Below are 19,351 nucleotides of genomic sequence, written 5' to 3'. Positions count from 1 at the left end.
AGAAAAGCCTCCACTCGAGGCTTTTTTTTCATCTCGTTTAAACTCATTAAATATTATCTGCTTGTTTTTTTACAATTAAACCATTCTAAATAAAAAGTTTTGATTCTTCCCTGATCCCCTACTGGATAATCCAAGTGAATCAGTTAAACTTACTAGTATAAAGCGGGTAAACAAAGAGGATTTGAATGAAACCATCGTTGCAGCTCAGTATTAGTCAGCAGCTGACATTGACCCCACAGTTACAACAGGCAATACGCCTGCTTCAGTTATCCACCCTGGATTTACAACAGGAAATTCAACAGGCGGTTGAATCCAATCCCATGCTTGAGGCAAGCCCCAATGAGGATAAGGAGGATTCTTCCGAAGCGAACCACCAAATCCCCGATGAATTTGCCGACTTCCAATGGTCGCAACTGTACTCCAATAGCGGAAAGCGTAGTTTGTTTGAAGATAATGATCTTAATTACGATAATCTGCATTGCACTACCACTAATCTGCAGGATCACTTACGCTGGCAGCTCGAACTGACGCCGATGAGTGATGTGGATCGCGTAATTGCCACTGCAATTATTGATGCCATTGATAACGATGGTTTTTTAACACAGAGCCTGACGGAGCTCCATACCAGCCTGGATAGCGAAAGCCATCCACTCGAAATGGATGAAATTGAAGCGGTGCGGCATCGCTTGCAGCATTTTGATCCAGTAGGCTGTGCATCAATCAATCTTTCTGAAACCCTTTCGGTACAACTTGAACAACTACCCGGTGATAATAGTGATGTCGAGCTCGCCAAGGAAATTATACGAAACAGTATCGAATTACTGGGCCAGCATAATTACCGGCAGCTAATTAAAAATTATCAGACCAGTGAAGAACAGTTAAATCGTGCCCTGCAGATTATCCAAAAGCTTAATCCCAAACCTGGCACAGTGATTCAGGAAGAAATTACCGAATATATTATTCCGGATGTTATTGTTAAAAAAATAGATGGCCGATGGCAGGTATTACTAAATCAAAGTACTCTGCCCCGTTTATCGATTAATAATCAATACGCTTCATTGATTCAAAGAGCAGATAATAGCCCCGACAATCAATTTCTGAAGAATAATCTTCAGGAAGCCCGCTGGTTTTTAAAAAGCATTCAAAGCAGGCAGGAAACCTTATTAAAAGTAGCAAATTGCATTGTGGATTATCAGATGGATTTCTTCGAACATGGTGATGAAGCGATGAAGCCATTGATCCTTAATGATGTCGCTCAGGCTCTTGATATGCATGAGTCCACTATTTCCAGAGTGACTACGCAAAAATTTATGCATACCCCGCGCGGCGTTTTTGAACTTAAGTATTTTTTTTCAAGCCATGTCGCCACTTCTACGGGGGGTGAGTGCTCATCAACGGCTATCCGTGCAGTAATAAAGAAACTCATCGCCGCAGAAAATAGAAAAAAACCGCTGAGCGACAGTAAAATTGCCGACCTTATTGCACAGCAAGGGATCCAGGTTGCCCGCCGTACCGTAGCAAAATATCGGGAGGCAATGGGGATACCCCCTTCCAATGAAAGAAAAAGTATTTCATAATGTAGTTGTAATCAAAGAAGGAGAAATATTATGGAAATTAATTTTACAGGCCATAATGTTGATGTCACCCCTGCTTTAAGAGACTTTACTAAAGGTAAATTCAATAAGCTTGAGCGTCATTTTGATAAAATAACGGCAATCCATGTAGTTTTCGATATTGAAAAGCTGGTAAAAATTGCTGAGGCTACTATTTTAGTTGCCAAAGCCGAGATTCATGCTCGAGCCGAATCTGAAGATATGTATGCCGCCATTGATGTTTTGGTCGACAAACTCAACCGCCAACTCATCAAACATAAAGAAAAAATTCAAACCCATCGCGAATGATTAACCGATTAAAAATTAAATCGGGCCTTCTGGCCCGATTTTTTTTTTGCATCTTTAAAATTTCAAACCCTTCAGAAAGAGTCAGACACTGTAGGTTGGGCCCTTGGCCCAACATTGAGTTCTAGAGTGGTGCCATTTGTTGGGCCAAGGGCCCAACCTGCAATACAGCTTAATGGCAGTGACCAAGCCCCTCTTCCAAACTTACTCCATATCTCCAGTATATTCACCGAAGCAAGCCATACTGTTCAATTTCGCACGTTTCAATAAAGCAGCCTGTGCTTTCTCAACATTCTCCGCTTTCCCTTTCCATGCCTGCAGACAGTCTTCCTGTAAAGCTCTGCCATAAGAGAAGCTCAATACCCAAGGCTGATAACCTGTGCAGTTAATCGCATTCAAATTGGCAGTGGCCTGCTCCGGACTTTGACCGCCAGAGAGGAAATTGATTGTTGGAACCGCTGCAGGAACCATGTTACGAAATACACTGATAGTGTAATCAGCAACTTCTTCAGGAGTAGAAAATGGATTATGTTTTTTGCCGCTCGTAATCATACTTGGCTTCAGAACAATGTTTTCAAGCTCCACCTGATGAATGAACAGTGAATGGAAGAGTTCGTGCAGAACCATTTCGGTCGCCTGGGCGCAATGCTCGATATCGTGATCCCCATCCATTAATACTTCAGGCTCAACAATAGGTACAATACCAGTTGCCTGACAGATAGAAGCATAACGAGCCAGCATTTCGGCACCAGCCTTAATTGCGGTTAAACTGGGGGTGCAATCGCTAATTGAATACACATTACGCCATTTAGCAAAGCGCGCACCCAATTTCTTGAAATGAGCCAGACGCTCAGCCAGACCATCAAGTCCCTGAGTGACTTTTTCATCATTGGTGTTGGGTAATGTAATCAATCCCTTATCCACTTTAATGCCAGGTACAATACCTTTAGCAGCGAATAATTCAGCAACAGACGTTCCATTCTGATCGCGGTGTTCAAATGTTTCTTCAAATAAAATCACACCATTGATGTACTGCTCCAAACCTTCTGTGTTTGCCAGCAATAAACGGTAGTCACGTCGATTCTCTTCAGTATTTTCCACATTAATGGTTTCAAAACGTTTGCCGATCGTGCCGCTGCTTTCGTCAGCAGCCAGAATACCCTTGCCATCTTGTAAAAGCTGATCCATTGTTGTTACCAACTCATCATAATTCATAGTCACTTCTTCTCCTCATTGTTTCTTATTTCAGGATTTGTTCAGCTTTGCATCAATCGGAGCTGCAATCCGGTTTTTGAGTTACCGTGAAATATACTTTTCGCGTATAACCTGTTGGGTAGCAAATCCTTTGGATTTTAACAGTTCAAAAGACTCGTCGATCATACCCGGATTTCCACATAAATAAACTATATCTTCTTCTGGATTCAGACTTAATTCGGTAAAGGCGTGCTGTACATAGCCGCTGAACTGATGCTCAATTAGAGATTCGCTGGGCTCACGGCTTAACTGCGCTCTGAAAATGACCTGCTGCGGAAACGCCTTGGCTAACTCGAGAAACTCATTTTCATAAAGTACATCGCTGCGGGTTTGTCCTCCAAACAAAATAACCAGTTTGAGATCGGGGTTCATTTCCATACGACGCTTTAATTCAGGCAGCATTGCCCGGTATGGAGTGACTCCGGTACTGGTCGCAACCAGCAAATACCGCTTCGGCGGCTCTTCCTTTAGCGTCAGTCTTCCAAAGGGACCACTAATCTGAATCACGTCCCCTGGCTGCAGATTAAATAAAAATGCGGTTCCTGGGCCATTTTCTACAAAACCTGCCGCAAACTCAATACGATTGTCACGCAATGGAACATTGGCGATACTATAGCTTCGTTTTAATTGTTTGCCATCCCGGTCGAAATGAATACTAATGAATTGACCTGGCAGGTAAGTAAAAGGGGGATTCTCCTGGAGTTCAAATATAAAATGCTTTACTTTTGAGGATAACATGAAAGCATCAGCTAGTTTGGCAGAAATAGTTTTGACTGGCATTATTGGATTACCCGATTAAAAAAAACTTAATATAGTAAAAAAACTGTATTTGCAAGAGATCTCTTTTTAAAAAAGTATATAATTAAACCATGAATAGTGCAGATTTAATTCAAATGATCGGCAATTTAAGTCGATCCCTCTTTCCTGTACAGTCCCTGATTTCCGGATTGGCCTATATATTGGGCATTTTATTTTTCATGACCGCGATTGCCAAACTGCGAAAAATTGGAGATTATCGCGCCAATTCATCCTCACAGGAAAAAATGTTTGGACCCATCGCCTATATAGTTGGCGGAGCCGCTTTGCTTTTTCTTCCCTCAGCAGTTGCATCCTTATCAAACACGGCTTTTGGGGTTGGAAATATTTTGCAATACGCTAATTATAATCCCACAAATATCTATAGCTCAATGGACTTAATCATAAGAACCGCGGGATTGATCTGGTTTGTTCGCGGCGCTGTCCTGCTAACTCATGCCAGTGAGCCGGGAGTGCAGGATGGTCCCAAAGGCCTTGCTTTTCTGGCTGGAGGTGTGTTTGCCATGAATTTTGATAATACCATTGCATTCATGGGCTGGATTGTCAATCAGTTGACCTCCCTGGCACTCACATTCCGCTATGTTTAGCAGGGCAGCCAAAAGCCTGCCTGATGTTAATCCCCTTCCTTACAGATTTTCAAATCATTTTCTTTGGCGAAATCCATAATGGCCTGGTAGACCTGCGGGCTGGTTTCTTTAAGTTTGGGATCAAGTAAAACGCATTTATAGCCTTCTGCATTAACACTGGGCTGTAATAAGGGAGAGTATCGAATTCGACGATTTTTAAAACTGGCTAAGGTACCGCTCATGCGCTCAGCCCAATCGCTGGGACGAAAGGTTTTGCCCTGCTGAGTAACCCCTTCAATTACAATTTTCTTATCATCAGAATCAGACATTTCAAACGCATAAACAAAACAGTATGCCTATTATAGCATCATATTGAAAAAACCACGACTCGCAAAACTACTCTGCCAGAAAAATGTGGAATTCTAAATCAGAGCCATTGTTCTGGCTGATTCAGTCTTTCTCACTCAAGAACATTAACGAACAAACGCTAACCACTGATTATAACAAATTTATAAGAAAAGGATAATCATGGCGAGACACTTGCCAATTATGCTAGGATAATCCAATTTTTATAGCAGGTATTAGCAGTGAACCCCAAAGAGAGTCATTCCGGGATCTATTTACTTCCCAATCTTTTTACAACAGCCAGTTTGTTTGCAGCTTTTTATTCAATTGTCGCCTCATTAAAGAACCAATATGAGACAGCCGTCATTGCTATTTTTATTGGTATGCTCGCTGATGGCCTGGATGGCCGTATTGCTCGTTTGACCAACACGCAAACCGCATTTGGCGCTCAATACGACAGTTTATCGGATATGGTTACTTTTGGAGTAGCCCCTTCATTGCTGGTTTACAGCTGGGGATTGGATAGGCTGGGTAAAATTGGCTGGTTGGTTGCTTTTGTGTACACAGCCGCAGTCGCTTTGCGATTAGCCCGTTTTAACACCCAGGTTGAGGTAGCCGATAAGCGTTATTTTCAAGGCCTGGCCTGCCCGCCCGCGGCGGCAATTGTATCTTCTTTCGTATGGCTTTGTTTTCAAAATGAGTTTAATCATCTTTCTATTGTCATTCTAACTGCTGCTATTACAGTCGTCACTGCAGTACTGATGGTCAGCAATATCCGTTATCATAGTTTTAAAGAAATTGATTTCAAAGGGAAAGTCCCTTTTTTATATCTGCTGATAACCGTCATATTATTTGTGGCAATTGCTGCCAATCCCTCAGTCGTTTTATTTATTGGGTTTGTTCTTTACGCACTATCCGGACCGCTTCAGCTTCTGATATCACTGCACAAAAAACGGCGATTTGAAAAACAGCCTCCGGCAGAATGAGTTAGCCGGCCTGGCTGTGGCTTACACCAGGCTATTGTGTTTGTGAACCAGACTAAGAGCCATTCACTCTTATTCTGGCTCTCCAAATCGATTATTGATCAACGCGACTAATGCTTTTTCCATTTCCACTTCATCAGGGCCTTCAATCACCAGCTCAAGCTCACTACCCACTCCACCCGCCAGCATCATCACGCCCATAATGCTTTTACCATTGACAGTCTTTTTGTTGAAAGTCACATCGATCTGACTCTGATAACGTGCAGCCAGGGCAACAAATTTGGCCGAGGCTCTGGCATGTAAACCGAGCTTATTAATAATTTTTACTGTGGTTTTTATCATAAACTCTCATCTGCAGTGAATCGGTTATTAATTTTTATCCGGGGATTATTTGGTGCTTCCATTAGCCGATTAAAAAGCTCTTTTTCACAAGTCAGCTCGCGGCATATTCCAGTAAATTCCGGGTCGGAAAACTGAACGATGATATCGCGCAATAATTTCAGATGACGCTCGCTTTGATTTTCAGGAACAGCTAATCCAATAATTAAATCCGTTAGCTGCCGGTCTTCAGCACAGAAATCAACCGGATGCAGCAGGCGGATGAAACAGGCTCTAGCCTGATTTAAATCCTTAACCCGCACATGGGGGATGGCGATGCCCTGGCCAATTGCGGTACTACCCATGCTTTCTCGCTTCCAGTAAGCACTGAAAAGATCTTCACGATTTAACTCAGGAAAACAGTCGCTTAATATCTGGCTAATCTTTTGTAATACGGCTGCTTTACTTTTAGAACTTGAATCAATATTGACACAATCAGGGACCATTATTTGAGCTAGGAACATGCAAGCCTCTCCAAATCCGGCATTGTTATATAAATAGAAAATCCTTCGTCTTTGCGAACGCAGTGAAGCAATCCAGATTAATCTTGAGCAAAATTAGGAACTGGATTGCTTCGCTGACGCTCGCAAAGACGGTTTTGTATGCACCTATATTCATTTATGCAACAACACCTCCAAATCCGCAGAGTCTGTATTTTACTGCTCTTGCCTACAGAGCACAATCTTTGTTTTATATCTCAAACCAGGCACAGAGAGGCAGGTGATCAGATAAGGTTCTCCAGGGTTTCCCATGGAGACAAAGGGCCTCCAGAGGTTTTAAACCCCGATAATAAATACGATCCACGCAAAGCGTGGGTTTTATAGCCGGAAACGAACGAGCGGGTTCACCCTTCAGAGTTAGAAAAGCTTCATATATCTGAAGTTCCTCAGCCAACGGTTTAGACAAATGCAATCGCCAATCGTTAAAATCACCGGCCATGATCAGGGGCTCATCCTCTGGAATAGACTCTGAGATTCGCTGCATCAACGCCCGGCATTGAAATGCCCGTTCGCGTTTGAATAAGCCTAAATGTACGCAAAGCAAATGCAGATTTTTTTGTTCATTCCCCTCGCCGATTTTAATTTGACTATGAAGAATGCTTCTGGAAGCGCGGTTTCGGCTGGATAAGTTAAGATTTTCAAAGGCCTCGAAGCTAAATTTGCTAAGGATTGCATTCCCATGATGACCCGATTGGTACACGGCATTCTTGGCATAAAGGTAATGAGGCCATTCCTTTTCAGCAATATATTCAAATTGCGGTCTGTCAGGCCACCTCTCAATTCGCTTCTCCCGGCGAATATGAAGTCCCTGCACTTCCTGTAAAAAGACAAAATCAGGACTCAAACCAGATAAGGCCATGCGCATTTGCGGTAATAAAAACCGAAGTCTTCCCGCACCAAAACCTTTGTGAATATTGTAGGTAATTATTGAAAAGGTTTTCCCAAATGTTGTCATGGAGCTCTTTGTCAGATGCCTGTATATCAAGAATAACACTATTTTCCGGTGCTAAAACAGAGTGTTCCATATATTTCAGACACAGGGTAATAAGCTTTTATTGAAAATAAATTAAGCTTACTCCACAATGGCGTCCTATATTTAGGCACAGAGAATCAATTAATGTCATCTGATTCAACCAGGAACCTGCCATGTATCATAATTTAGACCTTGGCTATGACCGCAGTATTAATGATGTCATAGCCGAATTAGAGGGAATTGACCCGGAAGAAGTGCAGCAGCTGAGTATTGATTCACTGGATTCCAGTCTGTTTTCTTATGAAGACCTGCTTACTATAAGCCAGAGAGTTCCAACATTCATTAACACTCTTGATATCACCAATTTAAATCCTGGTAAGCTTGATCTGAAAAAACTGAGTGAATTCCTCTCCTGTATGCCAAAGCACTTTTTGAAAGCGGGGTTTAATATCAGAGGATTGAAATCCCAGCCCATTGATAAGGTCTGCGGCTTATTAAGCAGCCTGGCATCCACAGCAATACATCATTTGGAATTATCGGACAATTCCACCGACGATATGAATATTACTGAAATAAATGAGGAGAGTTTTTTTGACCGCAGCCCGGAAGAAATTATCAGAATGGCTCGCACATTACCCCCTGACATTCACTCATTAGCTGTAGTCAGAGGCAATATTCATTCCGGGAACTATCGTAATCTGGCTCTTTTTTTAAAGAACTTATCTGAAACAGTGATTAGCCTTGATATAAGTGAAAACTCATTCGAGAATTTAAATATTGGCCAAATACTGCACATTTTGGCATCCATTCCAAAACCAATCATCTCACTTAAGCTTTGCAATAACAATATGGGCAGATTCTCCAGTGTAATGGCACTAATATGCGATGTATTGCCTGAAAATCTGATTAATCTGGATTTGAGTTTCAATGATTTTGCCGGAGCTTTCATCAATTTAAAACGACTTGAGCAGCTCTGTAAATTAAAATTAGCCGGTAACAACTATGAAGCATTGCATTATCGAGCGCTAAGACTTCGTTTTCAGGGTTTGCCTGCGCGGACAACACAAGTGATGTTCTGCTTTTCTCATCAGGAAAATCAAAGAAGCGCCTATATAAACCCGGCCAACTTCAGCTTTGATGATTGGAATCAATCCAGCATGAAACAATTTTTTGATGTCCAGAGCTCCTTCCCTCGCCCGGCCTTGAGTAGTCAGTTCAACTTCTTTCCCGTTGAGGTAACTGAAAATCAACCACCAGAAGGCAGTCATGAGACTGACGATGCGGTCTCATCACTACAAGACAGGACATCTACGACAAGACCGTCCTAGAAGTATTGCAGATTGAAACAGATCAGGGTAGATTGTTTTTCCTGGTATAGCTTCAGCCCGGAATTGTATTTAAGGATTGGAATGTCCTGTCGATTTGAGCTTAGCAACACAGAGCCTCGGAGTTTATTGATTGAGGTCAAAGCCGGACTCAGTGTTTTGCCGCTCGCTAAAGAGCAGAATCTAAAAACGATTATCAGTGCCCTGAGTTCAGAATTTTCTTACATCAGAAAGCTCACTCTTGCCGGCAGCGGGCTTATTCAGTTTGATTATGACGAGTATGTCAGTATATTACGCGCGCTTCCCAAAGGACTTGGCAATCTCAATATATCGGCTAATTATCTCGATCGTTTCAGCCCTGAACAACTGCTATTTCTAGGCTATGTTTTACCCACCCAATTACGCTGTATTAAGGCAGAAGGAAATAATCTTTCAGCCCAGGCACTCATTTCATTTCTGAATGGACTTGCAATTAATCTCCCTTCACTGGAACAACTGAATATTCGTAATAACCCGGCAATCGTCTGTGACCAATTTATGCTCATCAGCATCTGGCAGGCATTCCCCAAATCATTACGTCATTTGCTTATGGATAGTATCGATCTATCTCATTATACCCCCCAGCAGATTATTGAGCTTATTCCGCACTATCCGCGTGCTTTCCAAAGCCTGCATCTGGACTTTGGAGGCTGGCGTGCTGAATGGGTATTTTCACTGTTCAGACAATTGCCTGGTCATCTCAGGAAACTGGTGGTTGCCATTCCTTTTCCCCATAGTATTTCCCCTAACATGCTGGATGCCTGGAAGACATTACCCAGGCATATCAATGAAATTGAGATTTTAGATACCAGTTTTCAAAAAGAATGGGTTTACAGCTTATCTGTTTTTATTGGAAATTTGCATATAGAAAAATTAAGTCTTGCTTATAATAATCTGGGTCTTTTAGAACCACATGATGCGGTACTCTTGACTCGTTCTGTTTCTTCTTTTACAAAACAACTGGATTTGTCTTATAACCAGTTACCAGAAGGCAGCATACCCTTCTTTTTTGCCGGAGTTTCAAAGGACCTGAGAATCCTTATACTTCATGGCAATGGGTTTGAATATCTCCCCCGTGAAAAACTGATTTCCTATTTCAAGTTTCTTCCCCCTAACGATATCCGCCTGCATTTTGGCAGGATGAAAATGACTCGAGGAGAGTTTGAGACACTCAGATATAATCAGCCTTCTTTTGTAACAGCGAAGCTTGCTCCACCGGATAGCCCTATCATCGGCGATCCTGTCCACTTAAACGAGAGTATTGTTTCATTACGTCGTAACTCTCATTACCGATTTTTTACGACAACACCCAATATAGAGCGGCCGCCAGAGGAAGACGCTCTGGCAGTGACCCAATACACTTCCCAGCCCACGCTTTTAATGCCATCTCCCAAATATCCGCAATCAATTAGCTGGCTTCAAGGCAGATAAGTTTAAATGGTTTTAGTTATACTATAACAAGTCAACTGATTTAAACATTGCAGAGTGATTATGGACAACTTCTATTTAGATATTCCCGGCTTTCAGATTGCCGTTAGAACCTGGGGGGACAAAAGTCTGCCACCATTACTATGCCTGCACGGCTGGCTGGATAATGCCAACTCGTTTGAGCCCCTGGCCCCCTTTTTGAGCGAAAAATTTTATGTTATTGCCGTAGACTTGCCCGGGCATGGTTTGTCATCTCATTTACCTGATGGGTATCATTATCATTTTAGTGATGGCATTTTCACTGTGTATCAGATTATTAAACAACTGGGATATGAGAAAATCCATTTACTGGGCCATTCGATGGGAGCTTGTCTTGCGAGCCTTGTAGCCGGTGTACTTACAGAGAATGTTTTGTCGTCCGTTTTAATTGAAGGCTTAGGTCCATTATCCTCTCCAGAAGAAACATGTAGTGAACAACTTTCAAATTATATAAACCGCAGCCTTTTGGCTTCTGCCAAAGCGGCGAAACCTTATCCATCTCTTGAGCTGGCTGCACAGGCAAGAGCGCGGAATGGTCACTTACCTATTGAATATGCAAGAATTCTCTGTCAGCGCGGTGTTGATGAGCAAGCAAAAGGCTATTATTGGCGGCATGACCGCAAATTAATTCACCCCACTCCACTGCGAATGACCGAAGGGCAGGTTCTGTCCTGCCTTAAAGAAATTATTTCCCCAAGCTATCTTATCTGGGCCGATAATGGCTTTGGCTTTCCCAAAAGAGAAATGGAAAAACGAATCCAGGCAGTTAAAGGCATCCAGGTGCAGATGTTGTCAGGTGGTCATCATATTCATATGGAAAATCCGGAAATGGTTGCAAAATCCATGCAGAGTTTTTACAAATCGCTTGAATAAGCCTTGCAGGAATAAATGAATAAAGATGCCCGGTCAAAGCGACCGGGCCTAAGAAAGGCGATTAGCTACATGAGTTGTAGTTAATGGCAACAACACCTAACGATTTTTTGATGTCTTCGATTGAGTAGCCCAGGTCTTTCGCTGCGCTTATCATACCGCAACCGCCTTCATCAAAAGTTTCATAAGGAGTCCAGTAATCCATATTGGCTTTAACCATCACGTCAAAAGCTTTTTTCGGATCCCAGCCAGCCTGATTAGACAGGGTGTAATACAATCTGTTGTACACACCACTGGAGAAGTGAACATCGAGGCTGCTATCGTATTCATCAGCAGAGTCAATTGACATACCATCTTTACTGGGTACATCCATATAACGAAGAGTCTCCCAGCCGCTGTCTTCTTTCATGATTTCAGCGCCGATCATCCAACTGCTTTTGCCCACTGAATAATACTCAGCTGCCATTGCGGCCATGTCAGAGAATGATTCATTCATTCCGCCTGATTGACCATAATATTCCAGTCCGGAATGCTGTTCAGTAAATCCGTGACTGACTTCATGGCTGCCGACACCCAGGGAGACTAATGGATACATAAAGGTATCGCCGTCACCAAAGGTCATTTGCTTGCCATCCCAATAGGCATTTTCGTAACCTTGGCCATAGTGTACGCGCATTACTAACTGCATGGGCGAACCATCTCGTTTCTTCAACGCTTCTACACCATACCAGTCGTGATACATGTGTTTGATTACATAACCAGCATATAACGCATCATTGGTCGGTGAATAGGCACCATTGTCGCGATCATAGCCATCCGCTTTGTAACCAGTCCAGAAAATGTCCTCATCCCCATCATCCTTCTTACAGGAGAAACTCATGGGCTTGTTCGTTGAATAATAACTATGCTCCATATCCACTACACGGACTTCTTTATTCTCCATATAGCATTTATTGAGCAGTTTGGAGCGGGTGATTTCCAGGAGGGGTAGATCACGGCCATAGCTCACTTCACCTACTTTGCTGTTACCACCAAAGCCTTTCCCTTTAACGGCAGCACGTCCTGTCTTGATATCATTCCATTGGATAAATGGTTTTAAAGTATCAGCATCAAGAATTGCGGAGGGTCTTTCCGGAATACGATCATCATAACGAACATAAACGCTTACTTTATAAGCCCAGTGCGCTTTATTTTGTTTATCGATATACACTACCGGCGTAACTTGTTCTTCACTGACATCATTTGAATTATATTGCGCTTTGAATTGATTCAGCGCCGCGTCGCCATTTTTTATAAAATCAGCAGATGGTTTGCCTAATTCCGCTTTTAAACCGGAATACACTTTACCATTCATTGAAACCTTGCCTTTTCCAGCGACCAGGCTGCTCGCAGCATTAGTGCTATGAAGAATGGCATAACCACCGATTACATTATAACCCGCATATTGTTGCTGCATACGGACATGGTTTACATGATTTTTATCGGTGCTTTCCTGCAAATATTGCAAACTATCGTCAGAAGCCGCCACACCCTGCTGTACACCGGGTAAAGCCAGATGAAACTGTTGTTGGAGATTCTGCAAAGACGCATTTTGTAACTGCACAGGCTCAGCTGCATGGGCAGAAGAGGCAATGATCAATGACAAACCTGCTGCAAGAGGTGATAATTTGAGATTGTAGTGCATTAATACTAACTCCTTAAGCTAATACACATGAGGCAGCTCGTCCCAGAGAGCCCATGTTGTTAAAAAACACCAGACTTGACTCACAAAATTTGACAGCCTGACTTTGAAAAGTCTGGTAACAACCAACCAGTAAAAACAACTAACTGAATCGGTTTCCGAATTCCAGCTTAAAGCATCTGAGGTTGGCTTATACCAAAATCCGTGAAAGCAATTCTATCAGCTAGCAGTCAAACTACCATAGTTTTATTTAATTTTAAATTGTTAATTTTTAATCTGTTAATCGCCCATTCTTTAAAGAATACCTTATCAGGCTTTTGCACTTGGCTGCTCTTATACTGTACAATACTGCTTTCTTTTTTTTCGTGCTTGGCATGGCTACTATTATTACTGATATTGATTTGGCGGCTCATCAGCTCATCCGGGGTGATATTGTGGCCATTCCCACAGAAACCGTTTATGGCCTGGCAGGAAATGCTACAGATGAAGCGGCGATCGCTAAAATCTATCAACTGAAAAACAGACCCTTAAATCATCCGTTGATAGTGCATGTGGCATCGGACACCGATTTGCTGGAATGGGTAAATTATATTCCTCCTTATGCGCATAAGCTCATGGAGAAATTCTGGCCAGGTCCTCTGACTTTAGTTTTCTCAGCCCGTCCTGGTAAAATCAGCCCGTCAGTGACGGGAGGTCAGTCGACCGTCGCGATACGCTGTCCGGCTCATCCCATTGCCCAAACCCTTCTTAATAGCCTGAACTTTCCTTTAGTGGCTCCCTCCGCCAATCCTTTTGGAAAAATAAGCCCGACCACCGCAGAACATGTTCAGGACAGCTTCCACAATGATTCATTGCTTATTCTCGATGGCGGTCGAGCTACAGTAGGGATTGAATCCACTATTGTTGATGCGACTCATCCTGAAAGTTACCAGTTATTACGGGCGGGCATTATCAATGAAGAAACACTGGATACTTTTCTCAATGCAAAAGCCTTGTCTCTAGTCAATGAAACCCGTGTATCAGGCAGGCTAAAGCAGCACTATCAGCCCGAAAAAACCCTGTTTTATTTTGATGACCAATACAGCCTTAAGCGATTTATCCAAAGCCAATCTCAATCCGTCTATGCATTATGTTTCGAAAAGCTTAGTCTGCCAGCGGCCCATTCCAGTTATCAATTACCGGCCCATGCCAGCGAGATGGCTTATGAGCTTTATTTTCAATTACGGCGTGCTGATAAATCCGAGGCCGCAGTCATTGCCATCGAACTGCCTCCTGATACTGTAGAATGGCAGGGAATACGCGAACGGATTATCAAAGCGGGAAGACCTGGAACTTAAAAGGATAAAAGCTTGATTCTATTTAGAAGCAATCTTGTCGGTATCATGCCGATATGTTCGAGCATCTGGACAATATTAAAATCTTCAGGCAGAATCCATCAAATTTTGCAAGTTAACTAAGTCATGAAGAAAATTCTGGTATTACACGGCCCCAATTTGAATCGGCTTGGAACTCGGGAACCAGAGGTCTATGGAACATCAACCCTGGACGAAATCAATCAACGCTTACTAGATGATGCCGGCAAAGCCCAGGCTTCAATTGCCTTTTTCCAAAGCAACAGCGAGTCAGAATTGATTGATAGAATCCATCAGGCTGCTGATGAACAGGTAGACCACATAATTATCAATGCTGCGGCCTTAACCCATACCAGTATTGCTCTTCGTGATGCACTGGCGGCTGTAGCCATTCCATTTATTGAAGTACATTTGAGTAATATTCATTCACGCGAAGCGTTTCGCCACCATTCTTTTTTGTCCTCAATCGCCCAAGGTATAATTTGCGGCTTCGGTGCCAACAGTTATTACCTTGCATTGCAAGCGATTGTGAATAATTAATAATTTTTAGAGAGTAACCAATGGATATCCGCAAAATCAGAAAATTAATCGAACTACTGGAAGAAACCGGTATTTCAGAAATAGAAATCAAAGAAGGCGAAGAGTCAGTGCGCTTAAGCCGGCATTATACCATGGAAGCGCCGCAAGCCGTTCGTTATGCCCCGCCTCCTGTTGCGGCTCCTGCCAACCAGGCCAGCCCCATGCCGGCTACTGCCGAAAACAGGGAGAACATTACAGCAACGGCCAAAGGACATCGAGTTAAATCCCCGATGGTCGGCACGATGTATACCTCCCCCTCTCCTGATGCCCCCGCATTTGTTACGATAGGCCAGACTGTTAAGGCCGGCGATACGCTTTGCATCGTGGAAGCGATGAAAATGTTTAACGAAATTGAAGCAGATCGGGCAGGCAGAATTGTAGATATTCTGGTGGCTAACGGGGAGCCGGTTGAATACGACCAACCCTTGTTTGTGATTGAAGAATAAGGGAGTCCTTATGCTTAGTAAAATTGTAATTGCCAATCGCGGAGAAATTGCCCTGCGAATTCTCCGTGCCTGCAAAGAGCTGGGAATTCAAACCGTTGCAGTACACTCCGATGTGGACAAAGACCTGCTGCATGTGCGGCTGGCTGATGAAACGGTGTGCATTGGTCCTGCTCCCTCTCAAAAAAGCTATCTTAATATTCCGGCTATTATCTCGGCAGCGGAAATTACCGATGCAGTAGCTATCCATCCCGGTTATGGATTTTTATCAGAAAATGCCGATTTTGCCGATATTGTGGAGCAAAGCGGTTTCACCTTTATTGGCCCGCGCGGCGATACCATTCGCCTTATGGGTGACAAGGTTTCTGCAATTGCCGCCATGAAAAAGGCGGGTGTACCCTGTGTTCCAGGATCGGATGGTCCGCTGACTGATGATGACAAATTAAACCTGTCTCTTGCCAAACAGATTGGCTATCCCGTCATTATTAAAGCGGCAGGCGGAGGCGGCGGACGAGGGATGCGGGTTGTTCATTCTGAAGCGAACCTGTTAAACGCGATCGCTTTAACCAGCAGTGAAGCGAAAGCAGCCTTCAATAATCCGATTGTCTACATGGAAAAATTTCTTGAAAATCCTCGCCATGTGGAATTTCAGGTGCTGGGCGATGGAAAAGGCAATGCTATTCATTTAGGTGAGCGCGACTGCTCCATGCAGCGCCGTCATCAGAAAGTGATCGAAGAAGCGCCGGCTCCTGGTATTACACCAGAACTTCGCAAGGAAATAGGCGAGCGTGTCGTGAACGCCTGCCGTGAACTCAAATACCGAGGCGCTGGAACCTTTGAATTTCTGTATCAGGACGGCTGCTTTTATTTTATCGAAATGAATACCCGTATACAGGTAGAACATCCGGTCACCGAGATGATCACCGGTATCGATTTAATTAAAGAACAAATCAAAATCGCCAGCGATTTGCCATTCACTCTTAAACAAGAAGACATTAAGCTGAAAGGCCATGCGGTTGAATGCCGTATTAATGCCGAAGATCCAAGAAACTTCATGCCCTGCCCCGGAACGATTCGTCTGTTGCATCAGCCTGGAGGGCCTGGAATTCGCTTTGATTCGCATATCTACAGCAGCTATACCGTTCCTCCCAATTATGATTCCATGATTGGAAAACTCATCAGTTATGGGGAAACCCGTGCTGAAGCCTTCGCGAGAATGCGAAATGCGCTAGACGAAATAATTATTGACGGTATTAAGACTAATATTGAATTACACCAGCGTATTCTGCGTGATAAATCCTTTATGCAGGGTGGAACCAATATTCACTACCTGGAAAAAATGTTGAAGGAATAAGGCTGTGTGGTATCAAATACAAATTGAAAATTGTCAGCATGAACAGATTGAACTACTCAATGACTATTTGGAAAATGCTGGCGCCTTATCCATTACGCTCACTGACAAAAATGATGATCCGGTATTGGAACCGGCGCCAGGCACCACTCCTCTCTGGCCCGATGTAGTCATTAATGCCTTATTTTCGGACGAGAACGAGGCGCTGCAGACATTGAACAATCTGCAATCCGATTTCCCAATGCTCAATTCTCACATGGAGTCACTCCCGGATCAGGATTGGGAACGAAGCTGGATGGACGATTTTAAACCCCAGCAGTTTGGCAAACGCTTATGGATTTGCCCTTCCTGGCATACTCCACCTGAACCAGAAGCGGTGAATCTCATTCTGGATCCAGGTCTTGCCTTTGGAACTGGCAATCACGCGACCACCAGTCTTTGCCTGCATTGGTTGGGAAATAACGATGTCAGCGGTAAAACCATAATCGACTATGGTTGCGGCTCCGGGATCCTCGCTCTGGCAGCGCTTAAACTGGGAGCAGATAAAGCCTACGCCGTCGATATCGATCCGCAAGCCCTGCAAGCGACCGAAAATAATGCAATCAGCAATCATCTACTTAATGAACACTTGCAAATCAGTTTACCAGACGCCCTGAATGAACCTGTTGACCTGATGATTGCCAATATCCTTCTTTCTCCTTTACTCCAGTTAAAAGAGGTGTTTCACAAGCTTTTAAACCCACAAGGCAGATTACTGGTATCCGGCATTTTGAATGAGCAGGTTGAAGGTTTGGTTAAAGAATACGAGAATCACTTTGCTTTGCAGCAAACCTACAATCATGAGGGATGGAGTTTGCTGGAATTTATCCGCAATGAATAATTTATTGAAATCGCCACTATTTCCCGAAATAAATGCTACAGGAGTATTTTATGGCTGAACAACACTGGCAAACTTTTTCTCCAAAACGTGCATTGCTTAGTGTCTCCGACAAACAGGGTATCGTTAGTTTGGCTAAACTGCTGAGTGAATATGGCGTTGAACTGGTAGCCACTGGCAATACTGCTGTAATACTTCGTGAACAAGGCTTAGCAGTCACTGATGTCAGTGACTGCACTGGCTTTCCTGAAATTATGAATGGGCGCGTCAAAACATTACATCCCGCTATTCATGCAGGCATCCTGGCCAGAGGGGAACAAGATTCTCCTGTATTGCAGCAGCAGGGAATCAAAGCCTTTGATCTGGTTATTGTTAATCTTTATCCTTTTGAGCAAACTATCAGCAATCCGGAGTGTAATTTTGACAGTGCGATAGAAAATATAGATATCGGCGGCCCGTCAATGATACGAGGCGCTGCAAAAAATCATGCGCATGTCTCGGTTATCGTGAGTCCGACTGATTACGATAAACTCTCTGAATATATTAAGGCTGGGAAGAAACCAGCCCACTGGAATTTTGAGTTGGCGAAGAAAGCCTTTGCCCATACAGCCGCCTATGATGCATCCATTGCCAATTATTTTGGAACGCTGAATGAAAATAAAATTCCAAGCGGCTTCCCTGATACCCTGACCTGCCAGTTTACAAAACATTTTAATTTACGCTATGGGGAAAATCCTCATCAGCAAGCTGCGTTCTACCTGGAAAAAAAAGCATCCCCTCATTCATTGGCACGGGCTGAAATCATTCAGGGGAAGGAGTTATCTTATAATAATCTGCTGGATGCCGATGCCGGTTTTGATACCATCAAATCATTTACCAGAGAACAGCCTGTCTGTGTCATTGTCAAACATGGGAACCCCTGCGGCATTGCGCAGGGCAAAACCCAGTTACAAGCTTATATTAAAGCCTATGAATGCGATCCGGTTTCTGCTTATGGCGGTATTCTGGCATTTAACGGCTGTCTGGATGCAGAAACAGCCCAAAATATTCTTTCCCGGCAATTCGCAGAAGTCATTATTGTGCCGGCGATTAGCGCAGAAGCCAAAATTATTCTGGCAGGCAAACCGAATATTCGCGTGTTGGTCACTGGCGGCATAGCACCTTCCGAGCGTTTTGAACTGGATTCACGCCGTGTGGAAGGCGGCTTATTAATTCAGGAACACGACAGCTTCCCCATCGCATCCGAGCAATTCAAAATTGTTACCCGACACGCCCCCTCTGAGCAGCAGAAAGAAGATCTGCTATTCGCCTGGGCGGCAGTAAAACATGTGAAATCCAACGCCATAGTTCTTGCCAAACACCATGCAACAATTGGTATTGGTGCAGGTCAAACCAGCAGGGTAATGAGTACCAGAATAGCAATCTGGCAAGCCAAAGAACGCCAGCTGGACTGCCAGCAGGCAGTTATGGCATCTGATGCCTTTATCCCCTTTGCAGACAGCGTGGAGATGGCCATTGAGGCAGGCATTACCGCGGTTATTCAGCCTGGCGGTTCAATCCGAGACAACGAGGTTATAGAGGTAGCCAATGCTGCAGGCATCAGCATGATATTTACTGGTTTTCGCCATTTCAGGCATTAAGATAATTAAGAAGT

Annotated in this window: 20 protein-coding genes; 13 read left to right on the top strand and 7 right to left on the bottom strand. The window is 43.5% G+C overall.

Annotated elements, in window-relative coordinates:
- The first annotated feature begins 185 nt into the window (after window positions 1-185).
- Window positions 186-1,577 carry an RNA polymerase factor sigma-54 gene (locus tag B1207_RS13160; RefSeq protein WP_112220397.1) on the top strand — a complete coding sequence of 464 codons (1,392 nt, stop codon included), beginning with the start codon at window positions 186-188 and terminating at the stop codon, window positions 1,575-1,577.
- Between the two features lie 30 nt (window positions 1,578-1,607).
- On the top strand, window positions 1,608-1,901 hold the full coding sequence (gene hpf / locus B1207_RS13155; RefSeq protein ID WP_058508410.1) for a ribosome hibernation-promoting factor, HPF/YfiA family: 294 nt from the start codon (window positions 1,608-1,610) through the stop codon (window positions 1,899-1,901).
- A 201-nt stretch (window positions 1,902-2,102) separates the two neighbouring features.
- Here hpf and B1207_RS13150 read toward each other — a convergent pair whose 3' ends face one another.
- Window positions 2,103-3,113: a class I fructose-bisphosphate aldolase gene (locus tag B1207_RS13150; protein ID WP_112220396.1), complete on the bottom strand. Its 1,011-nt coding sequence runs from the start codon at window positions 3,111-3,113 to the stop codon at window positions 2,103-2,105.
- Between the two features lie 81 nt (window positions 3,114-3,194).
- Window positions 3,195-3,932 carry a ferredoxin--NADP reductase gene (locus B1207_RS13145; RefSeq protein WP_112220395.1) on the bottom strand — a complete coding sequence of 246 codons (738 nt, stop codon included), beginning with the start codon at window positions 3,930-3,932 and terminating at the stop codon, window positions 3,195-3,197.
- Window positions 3,933-4,021: 89 nt separating this feature from the next.
- Between B1207_RS13145 and B1207_RS13140 the strand changes: the two genes are divergently transcribed.
- The gene (locus B1207_RS13140) at window positions 4,022-4,555 is read left to right on the top strand and encodes a type IV secretion protein IcmC (RefSeq protein WP_112220394.1); all 534 of its coding nucleotides are present in this window, start codon (window positions 4,022-4,024) and stop codon (window positions 4,553-4,555) included.
- Window positions 4,556-4,581: 26 nt separating this feature from the next.
- Here the strand turns inward: B1207_RS13140 and B1207_RS13135 are convergent, their stop codons facing one another.
- Entirely contained in the window at window positions 4,582-4,863 is a 282-nt protein-coding gene (locus B1207_RS13135) for a DUF3579 domain-containing protein (RefSeq protein WP_058508414.1), read from the bottom strand.
- A gap of 258 nt (window positions 4,864-5,121) precedes the next feature.
- Here B1207_RS13135 and pssA point away from each other — a divergent pair, with 258 nt between their 5' ends.
- Entirely contained in the window at window positions 5,122-5,865 is a 744-nt protein-coding gene (pssA, locus tag B1207_RS13130; RefSeq protein WP_112220393.1) for a CDP-diacylglycerol--serine O-phosphatidyltransferase, read from the top strand.
- Between the two features lie 69 nt (window positions 5,866-5,934).
- On the opposite strand, the gene B1207_RS13125 is transcribed toward pssA, so the two are convergent.
- The 3 genes from B1207_RS13125 to B1207_RS13115 form a co-directional block, all read right to left on the bottom strand.
- Entirely contained in the window at window positions 5,935-6,204 is a 270-nt protein-coding gene (locus tag B1207_RS13125; protein WP_058508416.1) for an HPr family phosphocarrier protein, read from the bottom strand.
- Window positions 6,201-6,704 carry a PTS sugar transporter subunit IIA gene (locus B1207_RS13120; protein ID WP_112220392.1) on the bottom strand — a complete coding sequence of 168 codons (504 nt, stop codon included), beginning with the start codon at window positions 6,702-6,704 and terminating at the stop codon, window positions 6,201-6,203. The genes B1207_RS13125 and B1207_RS13120 overlap by 4 nt, the downstream gene beginning before the upstream one ends.
- A gap of 226 nt (window positions 6,705-6,930) precedes the next feature.
- Window positions 6,931-7,695, bottom strand: coding sequence for an endonuclease/exonuclease/phosphatase family protein (locus B1207_RS13115; protein ID WP_112220391.1), 765 nt, complete (start codon window positions 7,693-7,695; stop codon window positions 6,931-6,933).
- A gap of 191 nt (window positions 7,696-7,886) precedes the next feature.
- Here B1207_RS13115 and B1207_RS13110 point away from each other — a divergent pair, with 191 nt between their 5' ends.
- The 3 genes from B1207_RS13110 (at window position 7,887) to B1207_RS13100 (ending at window position 11,417) form a co-directional block, all read left to right on the top strand.
- The gene (locus tag B1207_RS13110; RefSeq protein ID WP_112220390.1) at window positions 7,887-9,041 is read left to right on the top strand and encodes a hypothetical protein; all 1,155 of its coding nucleotides are present in this window, start codon (window positions 7,887-7,889) and stop codon (window positions 9,039-9,041) included.
- Window positions 9,042-9,122: 81 nt separating this feature from the next.
- A complete protein-coding gene (locus B1207_RS13105; RefSeq protein ID WP_112220389.1) occupies window positions 9,123-10,508 on the top strand; it encodes a hypothetical protein in 1,386 nt (461 codons plus the stop codon).
- Window positions 10,509-10,568: 60 nt separating this feature from the next.
- On the top strand, window positions 10,569-11,417 hold the full coding sequence (locus B1207_RS13100) for an alpha/beta fold hydrolase (RefSeq protein WP_112220388.1): 849 nt from the start codon (window positions 10,569-10,571) through the stop codon (window positions 11,415-11,417).
- A 61-nt stretch (window positions 11,418-11,478) separates the two neighbouring features.
- On the opposite strand, the gene proA is transcribed toward B1207_RS13100, so the two are convergent.
- Entirely contained in the window at window positions 11,479-13,098 is a 1,620-nt protein-coding gene (proA, locus tag B1207_RS13095) for a zinc metalloprotease ProA (protein WP_112220387.1), read from the bottom strand.
- A 371-nt stretch (window positions 13,099-13,469) separates the two neighbouring features.
- Here proA and B1207_RS13090 point away from each other — a divergent pair, with 371 nt between their 5' ends.
- The 6 genes from B1207_RS13090 (at window position 13,470) to purH (ending at window position 19,337) form a co-directional block, all read left to right on the top strand.
- Entirely contained in the window at window positions 13,470-14,432 is a 963-nt protein-coding gene (locus tag B1207_RS13090; RefSeq protein WP_112220436.1) for an L-threonylcarbamoyladenylate synthase, read from the top strand.
- Between the two features lie 123 nt (window positions 14,433-14,555).
- On the top strand, window positions 14,556-14,987 hold the full coding sequence (gene aroQ, locus B1207_RS13085) for a type II 3-dehydroquinate dehydratase (protein ID WP_112220386.1): 432 nt from the start codon (window positions 14,556-14,558) through the stop codon (window positions 14,985-14,987).
- A 20-nt stretch (window positions 14,988-15,007) separates the two neighbouring features.
- The gene (gene accB / locus B1207_RS13080) at window positions 15,008-15,472 is read left to right on the top strand and encodes an acetyl-CoA carboxylase biotin carboxyl carrier protein (RefSeq protein ID WP_112220385.1); all 465 of its coding nucleotides are present in this window, start codon (window positions 15,008-15,010) and stop codon (window positions 15,470-15,472) included.
- 10 nt (window positions 15,473-15,482) lie between these two features.
- Window positions 15,483-16,823 carry an acetyl-CoA carboxylase biotin carboxylase subunit gene (accC, locus tag B1207_RS13075; RefSeq protein ID WP_112220384.1) on the top strand — a complete coding sequence of 447 codons (1,341 nt, stop codon included), beginning with the start codon at window positions 15,483-15,485 and terminating at the stop codon, window positions 16,821-16,823.
- A 4-nt stretch (window positions 16,824-16,827) separates the two neighbouring features.
- The gene (prmA, locus tag B1207_RS13070; protein WP_112220383.1) at window positions 16,828-17,700 is read left to right on the top strand and encodes a 50S ribosomal protein L11 methyltransferase; all 873 of its coding nucleotides are present in this window, start codon (window positions 16,828-16,830) and stop codon (window positions 17,698-17,700) included.
- 50 nt (window positions 17,701-17,750) lie between these two features.
- Complete coding sequence (gene purH / locus B1207_RS13065; RefSeq protein ID WP_112220382.1) at window positions 17,751-19,337, top strand: bifunctional phosphoribosylaminoimidazolecarboxamide formyltransferase/IMP cyclohydrolase; 1,587 nt, start codon at window positions 17,751-17,753, stop codon at window positions 19,335-19,337.
- Window positions 19,338-19,351 lie beyond the last annotated feature (14 nt).

The sequence above is a fragment of the Legionella quinlivanii genome (assembly GCF_003265995.1).
In the GTDB taxonomy this organism is placed as follows: Bacteria; Pseudomonadota; Gammaproteobacteria; order Legionellales; family Legionellaceae; genus Legionella_C; species Legionella_C quinlivanii_A.
This window is presented reverse-complemented; position numbering and strand designations above follow the sequence as displayed.

Bases quoted from the DNA above. Each gene is read 5' to 3' on its own strand.
- B1207_RS13160 (WP_112220397.1), top strand. From the start codon at position 186: ATGAAACCATCGTTGCAGCTCAGTATTAGTCAGCAGCTGACATTGACC.
- hpf (WP_058508410.1), top strand. From the start codon at position 1,608: ATGGAAATTAATTTTACAGGCCATAATGTTGATGTCACCCCTGCTTTA.
- B1207_RS13150 (WP_112220396.1), bottom strand. From the start codon at position 3,113: ATGAATTATGATGAGTTGGTAACAACAATGGATCAGCTTTTACAAGAT.
- B1207_RS13145 (WP_112220395.1), bottom strand. From the start codon at position 3,932: ATGCCAGTCAAAACTATTTCTGCCAAACTAGCTGATGCTTTCATGTTA.
- B1207_RS13140 (WP_112220394.1), top strand. From the start codon at position 4,022: ATGAATAGTGCAGATTTAATTCAAATGATCGGCAATTTAAGTCGATCC.
- B1207_RS13135 (WP_058508414.1), bottom strand. From the start codon at position 4,863: ATGTCTGATTCTGATGATAAGAAAATTGTAATTGAAGGGGTTACTCAG.
- B1207_RS13125 (WP_058508416.1), bottom strand. From the start codon at position 6,204: ATGATAAAAACCACAGTAAAAATTATTAATAAGCTCGGTTTACATGCC.
- B1207_RS13120 (WP_112220392.1), bottom strand. From the start codon at position 6,704: ATGTTCCTAGCTCAAATAATGGTCCCTGATTGTGTCAATATTGATTCA.
- B1207_RS13115 (WP_112220391.1), bottom strand. From the start codon at position 7,695: ATGACAACATTTGGGAAAACCTTTTCAATAATTACCTACAATATTCAC.
- B1207_RS13110 (WP_112220390.1), top strand. From the start codon at position 7,887: ATGTATCATAATTTAGACCTTGGCTATGACCGCAGTATTAATGATGTC.
- B1207_RS13105 (WP_112220389.1), top strand. From the start codon at position 9,123: ATGTCCTGTCGATTTGAGCTTAGCAACACAGAGCCTCGGAGTTTATTG.
- B1207_RS13100 (WP_112220388.1), top strand. From the start codon at position 10,569: ATGGACAACTTCTATTTAGATATTCCCGGCTTTCAGATTGCCGTTAGA.
- proA (WP_112220387.1), bottom strand. From the start codon at position 13,098: ATGCACTACAATCTCAAATTATCACCTCTTGCAGCAGGTTTGTCATTG.
- B1207_RS13090 (WP_112220436.1), top strand. From the start codon at position 13,470: ATGGCTACTATTATTACTGATATTGATTTGGCGGCTCATCAGCTCATC.
- aroQ (WP_112220386.1), top strand. From the start codon at position 14,556: ATGAAGAAAATTCTGGTATTACACGGCCCCAATTTGAATCGGCTTGGA.
- accB (WP_112220385.1), top strand. From the start codon at position 15,008: ATGGATATCCGCAAAATCAGAAAATTAATCGAACTACTGGAAGAAACC.
- accC (WP_112220384.1), top strand. From the start codon at position 15,483: ATGCTTAGTAAAATTGTAATTGCCAATCGCGGAGAAATTGCCCTGCGA.
- purH (WP_112220382.1), top strand. From the start codon at position 17,751: ATGGCTGAACAACACTGGCAAACTTTTTCTCCAAAACGTGCATTGCTT.